The organism is Streptomyces viridosporus, from assembly GCF_002078235.1.
Taxonomy (GTDB): Bacteria; Actinomycetota; Actinomycetes; order Streptomycetales; family Streptomycetaceae; genus Streptomyces; species Streptomyces viridosporus.
Map to the genome: position 1 here is coordinate 1 of NZ_MSGP01000158.1, position 8,949 is coordinate 8,949.

The window sequence follows — 8,949 nt, forward strand, 5'->3', positions numbered from 1 at the left end:
CTGGGTGGGGGTGCCCCCGGCAGCGGAGCTGCTGGGGGAGGGTGACCGTGGCCCGACCGTGTTCGCCCTCCCCCCGGGCTTCGTCCGGGGGGAGGGCGAACATCGTCCGGCTGTGTGCTCCGGTCGCTTACTTCAGCCCGCCGTCGATGGCGTTCACCAGCTCACCGTTCGCGGTGTCGCCGCTGAACTCCCAGAAGAAGGCGCCGCCCAGGCCCTGGTTCTTGGCCCAGGCCATCTTCGAGTTGATGGTGGCCGGAGTGTCGTAGGACCACCAGTTGGTGCCGCAGTGGGCGTACGCCGTGCCGGCGATGGTGCCGGTGGCCGGGCAGGAGTTCTTGAGGATCTTGTAGTCCTCGATGCCCGCCTCGTAGGTGCCGGCCGCCGGGCCGGTCGCGGTGCCGCCGGGCGCGGACTGGGTGACGCCGGTCCAGCCGCGGCCGTAGAAGCCGATGCCGAGCAGCAGCTTGCTCGCCGGGACACCCTTGGCCTTCAGCTTCGCGATCGCGGCGGCCGAGTTGAAGGCCTCCTGCGGGATGCCGTTGTACGAGGTCAGCGGCGAGTGGGGAGCGGTGGGTCCGGTCCGGTCCCAGGCGCCGAAGTAGTCGTACGTCATCACGTTGTACCAGTCGAGGTACTGCGCGGCGCCGCCGTAGTCGGCCGCGTCGATCTTGCCGCCGGCCGAGGCGTCCGCGGTGATCGCGGCGGTGACCAGGTAGTCCTTGCCGAACTCGGCGCGCAGGGCCTGGGACAGGGTCCGGAAGGCCGCGGGGCCGCTGGTGTCACAGGTGAGACCGCAGGCGTTCGGGTACTCCCAGTCGATGTCGATGCCGTCGAACACGTCGGCCCAGCGCGGGTCCTCCACGACCTGCTTGCAGGACTTGGCGAACGCGGCCGCGTTCTGCGCGGCCTGGCCGAAGCCGCCGGAGTAGGTCCAGCCGCCGAAGGAGTACAGCACCTTGATGTGCGGGTACTTCGCCTTCAGCTGGCGCAGCTGGTTGAAGTTGCCGCGCAGCGGCTGGTCCCAGGTGTCGGCGGTGCCGCTGACGGACTGGTCGGCGGTGTAGGCCTTCTCGTAGGCGGCGAAGGTGTCGTCGACGGTGCACTGACCGTTCTTGACGTTGCCGAACGCGTAGTTGATGTGGGTGATCTTGGAGGCAGAGCCGGACGTCACCAGGTTCTTGACGTGGTAGTTGCGGCCGTAGACGCCCCACTCGGTGAAGTAGCCGAGCTTCACCTTGTCGCCGGTGGGCGGCGGTTCCTCGGTGTTGCCCGTGGTGCGGACCTTGACCGAGCCGCTGACGGGGCCGGTCTGGTCGGCGGTGTCGCGGGCCTGGACCGCGTACGAGTAGTCGGTGCCCTTGGCGAGACCGGTGTCCGTGTAGGACGTGCCGGTCACGGTGGCGACCCGGGCGCCGTCGCGCAGCACGTCGTAGTTCTTGACGCCCTTGTCGTCGGTGGCCGCGGACCAGGACAGCCGCACCGAGGTGTCGGTGATGTTCGAGGCCGTGGGGGTGCCGGGCGCGGAGGGGGCCTTGTCACCGGGGACGGAGGAGCCGTCGCAGCTGCCGCCGTTGAGCTTGCAGCCGGACGGGGAGCCGGAGCCGCTGCCGTTGAAGCCGAAGGAGATCGACGCCCCGGGGGCGAGGGTGCCGTTCCAGCCGAGGTTCTTGGCGGTCCAGTGGTCACCGGAGTTGGTGACCGTGGCGTCCCAGGCGGAGGTGACCCTGGTGCCGGCGGGGAAGTCCCATTCGACGGTCCAGGAGTTGAGGGGCGTGGTGCCGGTGTTCTTCACCGTCCACTTGCCCTCGAAGCCGGAGCCCCAGTCCTGGGTCTTGGTGTAGGTGGCGGTCGCGGAGTCGGCCGCCTGAGCGGGGCTCGCGAGGGCGACGAGGCCGGAGAGGGGAAGCAGCAGGGTCGCGAGACCTGCCGCGGCTTTGTGTCTGAAGCGCACGGTGCGCCTCCTCTGGTGATTGCGCCACTGGCGCAACGGGGATGTTGAGGTGGGCATGACTGAGCCATCACGCCCACGGTGCCGCGAGGATAGAAAGGTCTGGACCACGGGTCAATAGGTCTGGACCACTACACCGCCTCCGGCTCAGATCCCCCATTCCTGCGCCAGCACGGCCGCTTGCACCCGGCTGCGCAGCCCCAGCTTGCCCAGCAGGCGGCTGACGTGCGTCTTCACCGTGGCCTCCGCCATGTCGAGGCGGTCCGCGATGCCGGCGTTGGACAGTCCCTCACCGAGGCAGGAGAGCACCTCGCGCTCGCGCCGGGTGAGGGACTCCAGCACCGCCGGGTCGGCCTCCGTCCGCCGGGCCGGCTTCGCGGCGAACTCGGCGATCAGCCGCCGGGTGACGGCCGGGGCGACGATCCCCTCCCCGCGCGCCACCGTGCGCACCGCCGCGACGAGGTCCTTCGCCTCCGTGTTCTTCAGCAGGAACCCGGCGGCCCCGGCCCTCAGCGCCCCGAAGACGTACTCGTCCAGGTCGAAGGTGGTCAGCACCAGCACGTCGGCGAGCCGCTCGCCGACCACCTGCCGGGTCGCCGACACCCCGTCCAGGCGCGGCATCTGCACATCCATCAGCACCAGGTCGGGGCGCAGTTCACGGGCGAGCGCCACCGCCTGTTCGCCGTCCGCGGCCTCGCCGACCACCTCGATGTCGGGGGCGCTGCGCAGGATGAGGACCAGTCCGGCGCGGACGGCGGACTGGTCCTCGGCGACCAGGACGCGGATCATCGGTTCTCTCCTCGGGCGGTGTCGGTGAGGGGGAGGGAGGCGCGGACGACCCAGAGTCCGCCGTCCGCGGGGTCCGGGGCGTCGCCGGGGCCCGCGTCGAAGGTGCCGTGCAGCAGGGCGGCCCGCTCCCGCATCCCGACCAGACCGGCCCCGGAACCCGGGGCGCGCGGGGTGTCCCGGCCGTCGTGGGGGCTGGTCACGCGGAGTTCGAGGGCATCGTCCCGCTCGCGCAGCCACACCGTGACCTCTCCCGGCGCGGCATGCTTCAGCGCGTTCGTCAGCGACTCCTGCACGATCCGGTACGCGGCGAGCTCGACCGGTGCGGGGACGGAGCCGTACGCGGCGTCCAGGGTGACGTCCAGGCCGTTGGCGCGGGCGCCCTCCACCAGGGCGCCGAGGCCGTCGAGGGTCGGGGTCGCCGCGGGCTCCCGATCGTCGGCGCCGTCCCGCAGGATGCCGATCAGGCGGCGCATCTCCGACAGGCCCTGGACGCTGTTCTCCCGGATCACGGTGAGCGCCTCCCTGGAGGTCTCGGGGTCGTCCAGGGAGAGCGCGGCCGTGGAGTGGATGGCGATCGCCGAGAGGTGGTTGGCCACCACGTCGTGCAACTCCCGCGCCATCCGGGAGCGTTCCGCGGCCACCGCCTGGGTGCGGTCCATCTCCGCGAGCAGCGCGGTCTGCTCGGCCCGCAGGCGGGCGGCCTCGGCGGCGTCCCGGTGGTTGCGCACGATGAGGCCGGTCGACGCGGGCGTGAACGCGATGACGCCGACGGCGAACCCGATCAGCAGCGCCTCGGGCACCCGCCACACGGCGTACGGCACCAGCACACCGGCGACGCTGAGCAGCCCGGTGATCCGCGGGATGCGACGGGCGGAGCGGGCCGGGCCGTACAGGACGGCGGCGTACATCAGGTCGGTGTACATCACGATCGTGGCGATGCTGCCCCGGGTCAGGGTGTCCGCGGCCAGTGCCAGGGTGCCGACGAGCAGCGCGGTGCGCGGTGCGGAGCGGCGCAGCAGCTCGCAGCCGGCCATCACGAAGAGCGGCAGCAGGAGGGGCCAGGGGCCGTCGAGGAGCACGATCGGGTCGTCGGCCGGCCGGACGCCGAGGCCGAAGCCCCACAGCAGCAGTCCGCCGAGCAGCCCGGCGAGCGCGGCCCATACGTCGAAGCGGTGCGGGCGGGGCGGTCGTGGGGCCATGGCACCATCCAACACGGTGCGCGCGTCCGGCGCCTGATCCCCGGGGAGGGTCCCGGACTGCATCTTTCGATGTACCGCGAGGTCGTCGGCGGCGACGACGCGACGGGCCGGTCCGCACGGGAGCCTGGGAGGGTGACCGAGAGGAGCGAACCGTGATCGCTGTTTTGATCGCCGCCTGCGAGATCGGCTTCTGGGTGCTGCTGGCCGCCGGACTGGCCTGCCGCTACCTGCTGAGGATGCCGCGCGTCGGCCTGGCGCTGCTGCTCTGCGAGCCGCTGCTGGAGGTCGTCCTGCTGGTCGTCACCGCGCTGGACCTGAAGAACGGCGCCGAACCGAACTGGACGCACGGCCTGGCCGCGCTCTACATCGGCTACACCGTCGGCCACGGCCACCGCACGGTGAAGTGGCTCGACGGCCACGCGGCGCACCGGCTGGCCGGCGCGCCCAGGCCCCAGGGGCCCCCGCGGTACGGCCTGGCCCGCGCCCGGCACGAGACCCGGGTCTGGCTGGGCACGCTGCTGGGCGCCGCCGTGGCGACCGCGCTGCTCCAGATCGCCGTCTGGTACGTCGGCGACGCGAGCCGCACCACCTCCCTGGAGGACTGGCGCCTCATCGCCTGGCGCGCCGCGGGGATCCACGCACTGGTGACCCTGACCTACTGGATCTGGCCGAAGAAGGCCCCGGCGGGCGAGCCGGAGGCCGAGCGCGACGCCGACAAGGAGAGGGTGAGCCGATGAACCGGGCGTCCAGGAATCTCCTCGTGGGGTCCGGCACCCTGCTGGCGGGGCTGTGGCTGTGGCGGTTCGCCCGGGGAGTGGACCTGCCGCTGGTCACCCCCACCAAGGTGGGGGTGGTGATGATGTGCGTCGGCGGTGCGGAGATCCTGCTCGGCCTGTACCGGGCCGCACGGGCCTCGGCGGGGCCCCGGTAGGGCTCAGCGCTCCCCGCCCGGCACCCACAGCACGTCGCCGGTCTCCTTGTTCGCGATGCGGGCCAGGATGAACAGCAGGTCCGAGAGGCGGTTCAGATAGGTCGCGGTGAGCGGGTTCATGGTCTCGCCGTGCGCCTCCAGCGCGGCCCACGTCGACCGCTCGGCCCGCCGCACCACCGTGCAGGCCTGGTGCAGCAGGGCCGCGCCCGGCGTCCCGCCCGGCAGGATGAAGGAGCGCAGCTTCTCCAGCCGCTCGTTGAAGCGGTCGCAGTCCGCCTCCAGCCGGTCCACGTAGAACTGCTCGACCCTGAGCGGCGGGAACTCCGGGTTCTCCACCACCGGCGTCGACAGGTCCGCGCCCACGTCGAACAGGTCGTTCTGGACACGGGTGAGGACCGCGACGACCTCCTCCTCCAGACCGCCCAGCGCGATCGCCGTGCCGATCACCGCGTTCGCCTCGTTGGCGTCGGCGTAGGCGGAGATCCGCAGGTCGGTCTTGGGGACCCGGCTCATGTCACCGAGGTTCGTGGTGCCCTTGTCGCCGGTCCGGGTGTAGATGCGCGTCAGATTGACCATGCGGCCAGCCTAGTTACGCACCGGCCGTGCGGAACACTCGTGTGCCCACCGTCACGGCGAGCACCGCGAAGCCGACGGCGACCGGCGTGCCGTACAGCGTGCGGGCCGTCGCGTACGCCCCGGCGCAGGCGTCCCGCACCGCGCCCACCGGGTGGCGGAACGGCGTCAGGTGCGACAGCGCGTCCCGCCGGGTGGGGTCCGGCGCCGTCGGGATGTCCGGGCGGCGCCGCGGCCCGCCCCGGACGACGTGCTGCCGGGCCTGGTCGCCGGCCGGACCCGCTGGGTCCACGGCACGGTGTCCGTCACGATCGGCCGGGAGACGCCGGCGGGCCGCGCACCGGCCGAGGTGTCCCGCGAGGTGCTCGGACTCGTCGACGGCGTCGAGGAGTTGCCGAGCGGCGAGGCGCTCGACCACGCGGTGCGCGGCTGGACCGGGCCCACGGCCCGCCCGGCACGACCCGTCGGCCGGGCCCTACGCCCGAGGGGGCGTGCGCAGGACGAGGAGGAGGCCCTGCGCGCGGGTGCCGTCGGGCAGCTCCCACGCGCCGGCGACATGACCCGACGTTCCCGGCTCGGGAAGGGGCGAGCCGTCCGGGGCGGGCCGCGGGGTGCGCAGGACGCGGAGGGCCGTGCCGTCCGGCGCGGACAGTTCGGTGTGTTCCCCGGTGTCGACGACGGTGGTGAAGTCCGCCGGCACCGGGCCCTCGTCCGCGTAGGCGCGGGTGACCTCCCGGTCGGGGGTGTCGGTGAGGTTCTGGGCCTGCGCCTGTGCCCGGCCCTCGATCAGTGCCGACGTCCCGGCCACGAGCACCGGGTCGTGGCAGCCGTCGTAGACCCAACGCCGACCGAGGACGCCGTGCTCGGCGGTGCCGATGAGGGCGTGCTCCGCACCGTCGAGCGGAGCGCCCCGGTAGGTGAGCGGCACCAGGTAGGCGGCCGGCTCGGCGCCGGAGGAGTCGGTGACGACCACGAACTCGATGCCGACCTCCCCCTGCGGGTCGTCGAGCCGGAAACCGCCGGCCCTGGCCAGCCGCGGCTCCCCCGGACCCCCGTGGTACCAGGGGCGTGAGGGCAGCCAGGCGGTCAGCAGTTCCAGCTTGGTCGGCTCGAGAGTGGTGCGGTGGATCACGGCCATGCCGGGGACTCTCCTCCGTTGGGCGGACGACGCCCCCCACCCTGGCATCCGCCGCTGACGCGGCGGCTCTTTCCCGCCGCGGACCGGTCCCGGCGGACGGCTCCGGGGACACCGCCGGCGCTGCGGTCCCGCACGGTGGGGGCGCCCGGCGAGCGGGTCCGGCCGGTGCCCGGGAGCGCGCGCCGCACGCGGTGGCCGAGGGCGCGCCGACACGATCGGAGCAAAGGCCGTGCCGGCCCGCGGGCATGCCGGTCGCAGGGCGGGGAGACCTCGGCGCCAGCCGGTCCGTGAAGCGTCAACCGGCTTGAGAACGCGAGGAGTCGGCGCTCCGGCCACCGAGGTCGGGGCCCCGTCGGACCCTGCTGCCGGGAGGGCCTCCGGGCCCGCCGTGCGGGACGTGACAGGGGTCTCACTCCGTGAGACGTGAAACGCGTTACTAAGTCGGTCACGGGGCCCCCGGCGCCCGCTAGTGTCCGCTCCGGGAGAACAACGACAGCGCGTATCAGGGGAGTCGCACAGTGGCACGCAAGCTCGCCGTCATCGGGGCCGGTCTCATGGGGTCCGGCATCGCCCAGGTCTCCGCCCAGGCGGGCTGGGAGGTCGTCCTGCGCGACGTCACCGACGAGGCGCTCACGCGGGGCACCGACGGGATCAAGGCGTCGTACGACAAGTTCGTGAGCAAGGGCAAGCTGGAGGCGCACGACGCCGACGCCGCCCTCGCCCGGATCACCGCGACCACCGACCTGGACGCCTGTGCGGACGCGGACATCGTGGTCGAGGCCGTGTTCGAGAAGCTCGAGGTGAAGCACGAGATCTTCCGCGCCCTCGACAAGATCGTGCGCGAGGACGCCGTGCTCGCCTCCAACACCTCCGCCATCCCGATCACCAAGATCGCGGCCGTGACGGAGCGCCCGGAACGGGTCGTCGGCACCCACTTCTTCTCGCCGGTGCCGATGATGCAACTGTGCGAACTGGTCCGCGGTTACAAGACCAGTGACGAAACCCTCGCCAGGGCAAGGGAGTTCGCCGAGTCGGTCGGCAAGACCTGCATCGTCGTCAACCGCGATGTGGCCGGTTTCGTGACCACCCGCCTCATCTGCGCCCTCGTCGTCGAGGCCGCGAAGCTGTACGAGTCGGGCGTGGCGAGTGCCGAGGACATCGACCTGGCGTGCAAGCTGGGCTTCGGCCATGCCATGGGGCCTCTGGCCACCGCCGACCTCACCGGTGTGGACATCCTGCTGCACGCCACGAGCAACATCTACACCGAGTCGCAGGACGAGAAGTTCGCCGCTCCCGAACTGATGCGCCGGATGGTTGACGCCGGTGACATCGGCCGCAAGAGCGGGCAGGGCTTCTACGAGCACTGACACCGCGCACCCGCCCCGGCGTGCATCACACGCCGGGGTGAATTCGGTATCGGTTCGCTCACGGGGAGCAACCTCCGGCGCCGTTGCGCAGTCAGAGGTTGCATCACCGGCATCGAACGTGGAGTACGAGACGCACGCACGGGGAGCGCATATGTACATCAGGGGCGACCACGCCGAGCTGGTCGTCGGGGGCCGCCTCGACGTCCGCAGCGCGGCGGACGCCCGTACGGTCCTGCACTCGGCCGTCGACGACGGAGCCGGCGACCTGGTGCTGGACCTGTCCGAACTGGACTCCTGGGACGCCACCGGGCTCGGCGTGATCATGGGGGCCCACCGGCGGGCCGGCCGCTGCGGCCGGCGGCTGGTGCTGCGCGGCGTACCGCCGCAGATGCAGCGCCTGCTGGTGGCCACCAGGCTGCACCGGATCCTGGCGATCGAGGGAGGCATCGGGGTGGACATGCTGCCCCGCGTGTGAGGTCCGTAAGGGTGGGAACCGGATGACCGGCACCACTCGGACCGGCCTCGGCGAACCGTGCGACGCGCGCACAATCCTCACGAGACCGTGACGTCACGGACGGCGCGGTACCCCGGACTGTCGTGGATACTGAGCGAAGGTTTAGGGTGCGGCTGCCCGCTGCCTCTCAACCCTCGAGCGGGTCCGGACCAGAAGCGATAGCGCGGTGTGCGGCAAGGCCGGGAGGGGCTCTGGGAACTGTCGGACCCACGGCAGGGGGGAGTCCGAGAACAGGACCCGGGCACACGACGCTTTTGGGGGGCTAGGACCTATGGACCCGAACAACCGGGGACCCGAGGAGTACGGCCATGAAGGCGACGGCCACGCGTCGCGCCAGCGCCCTCCCAGGGAATCCCTCACTTCCGACTTCGGACAGCACGCACCGGCGCTCGCCCGCACGGTGCAGCTCGTCTCCGGCGACTTCCTGCTCACCGTCAACCCCGTCGACGGCAGCGAGATCGAGCCCTGCCCGCCCGCCGAACGGCCCACC

Annotated in this window: 10 protein-coding genes and 1 pseudogene; 5 read left to right on the top strand and 6 right to left on the bottom strand. The window is 72.2% G+C overall.

Going from position 1 to position 8,949, the window contains the following annotated elements:
* Nucleotides 1-127: 127 nt before the first annotated feature.
* The 3 genes from B7L92_RS12265 to B7L92_RS12275 form a co-directional block, all read right to left on the bottom strand.
* The gene (locus B7L92_RS12265; RefSeq protein ID WP_081237457.1) at nt 128-1,951 is read right to left on the bottom strand and encodes a glycoside hydrolase family 18 chitinase; all 1,824 of its coding nucleotides are present in this window, start codon (nt 1,949-1,951) and stop codon (nt 128-130) included.
* A gap of 144 nt (nt 1,952-2,095) precedes the next feature.
* On the bottom strand, nt 2,096-2,737 hold the full coding sequence (locus B7L92_RS12270) for a response regulator (RefSeq protein ID WP_081237458.1): 642 nt from the start codon (nt 2,735-2,737) through the stop codon (nt 2,096-2,098).
* Nucleotides 2,734-3,936 (bottom strand): sensor histidine kinase, encoded by a 1,203-nt coding sequence (locus B7L92_RS12275; protein ID WP_081237459.1) that lies wholly within the window; start codon nt 3,934-3,936, stop codon nt 2,734-2,736. Before B7L92_RS12275 ends, B7L92_RS12270 begins: the two co-directional genes overlap by 4 nt.
* Nucleotides 3,937-4,088: 152 nt before the next feature.
* Between B7L92_RS12275 and B7L92_RS12280 the strand changes: the two genes are divergently transcribed.
* Both B7L92_RS12280 and B7L92_RS12285 read left to right on the top strand, forming a co-directional pair.
* Entirely contained in the window at nt 4,089-4,673 is a 585-nt protein-coding gene (locus tag B7L92_RS12280) for a hypothetical protein (protein WP_081237460.1), read from the top strand.
* Nucleotides 4,670-4,867: a DUF5708 family protein gene (locus tag B7L92_RS12285; protein ID WP_081237461.1), complete on the top strand. Its 198-nt coding sequence runs from the start codon at nt 4,670-4,672 to the stop codon at nt 4,865-4,867. Before B7L92_RS12280 ends, B7L92_RS12285 begins: the two co-directional genes overlap by 4 nt.
* Nucleotides 4,868-4,870: 3 nt before the next feature.
* On the opposite strand, the gene B7L92_RS12290 is transcribed toward B7L92_RS12285, so the two are convergent.
* The 3 genes and pseudogenes from B7L92_RS12290 to B7L92_RS12300 all read right to left on the bottom strand — a co-directional run bounded on the left by B7L92_RS12290 (nt 4,871) and on the right by B7L92_RS12300 (nt 6,578).
* Nucleotides 4,871-5,443 (bottom strand): cob(I)yrinic acid a,c-diamide adenosyltransferase, encoded by a 573-nt coding sequence (locus tag B7L92_RS12290; protein WP_081237462.1) that lies wholly within the window; start codon nt 5,441-5,443, stop codon nt 4,871-4,873.
* A gap of 13 nt (nt 5,444-5,456) precedes the next feature.
* Nucleotides 5,457-5,630 (bottom strand): annotated as a pseudogene (locus B7L92_RS12295) (ABC transporter permease); the annotation flags it as partial.
* Nucleotides 5,631-5,915: 285 nt separating this feature from the next.
* Nucleotides 5,916-6,578, bottom strand: coding sequence for a maltokinase N-terminal cap-like domain-containing protein (locus tag B7L92_RS12300; protein ID WP_081237463.1), 663 nt, complete (start codon nt 6,576-6,578; stop codon nt 5,916-5,918).
* A gap of 518 nt (nt 6,579-7,096) precedes the next feature.
* On the opposite strand from B7L92_RS12300, the gene B7L92_RS12305 reads away from it, so the two are divergent.
* The 3 genes from B7L92_RS12305 to B7L92_RS12315 form a co-directional block, all read left to right on the top strand.
* Nucleotides 7,097-7,945: a 3-hydroxyacyl-CoA dehydrogenase family protein gene (locus tag B7L92_RS12305; protein WP_081237464.1), complete on the top strand. Its 849-nt coding sequence runs from the start codon at nt 7,097-7,099 to the stop codon at nt 7,943-7,945.
* A 151-nt stretch (nt 7,946-8,096) separates the two neighbouring features.
* A complete protein-coding gene (locus B7L92_RS12310) occupies nt 8,097-8,420 on the top strand; it encodes an STAS domain-containing protein (protein ID WP_004983313.1) in 324 nt (107 codons plus the stop codon).
* A 310-nt stretch (nt 8,421-8,730) separates the two neighbouring features.
* Nucleotides 8,731-8,949 (top strand): hypothetical protein (locus B7L92_RS12315; RefSeq protein ID WP_143626306.1); only part of this gene is annotated, 219 nt, incomplete at its 3' end.

Bases quoted from the DNA above. Each gene is read 5' to 3' on its own strand.
- B7L92_RS12275 (WP_081237459.1), bottom strand. From the start codon at position 3,936: ATGGCCCCACGACCGCCCCGCCCGCACCGCTTCGACGTATGGGCCGCG.
- B7L92_RS12310 (WP_004983313.1), top strand. From the start codon at position 8,097: ATGTACATCAGGGGCGACCACGCCGAGCTGGTCGTCGGGGGCCGCCTC.
- B7L92_RS12300 (WP_081237463.1), bottom strand. From the start codon at position 6,578: ATGGCCGTGATCCACCGCACCACTCTCGAGCCGACCAAGCTGGAACTG.
- B7L92_RS12290 (WP_081237462.1), bottom strand. From the start codon at position 5,443: ATGGTCAATCTGACGCGCATCTACACCCGGACCGGCGACAAGGGCACC.
- B7L92_RS12270 (WP_081237458.1), bottom strand. From the start codon at position 2,737: ATGATCCGCGTCCTGGTCGCCGAGGACCAGTCCGCCGTCCGCGCCGGA.
- B7L92_RS12285 (WP_081237461.1), top strand. From the start codon at position 4,670: ATGAACCGGGCGTCCAGGAATCTCCTCGTGGGGTCCGGCACCCTGCTG.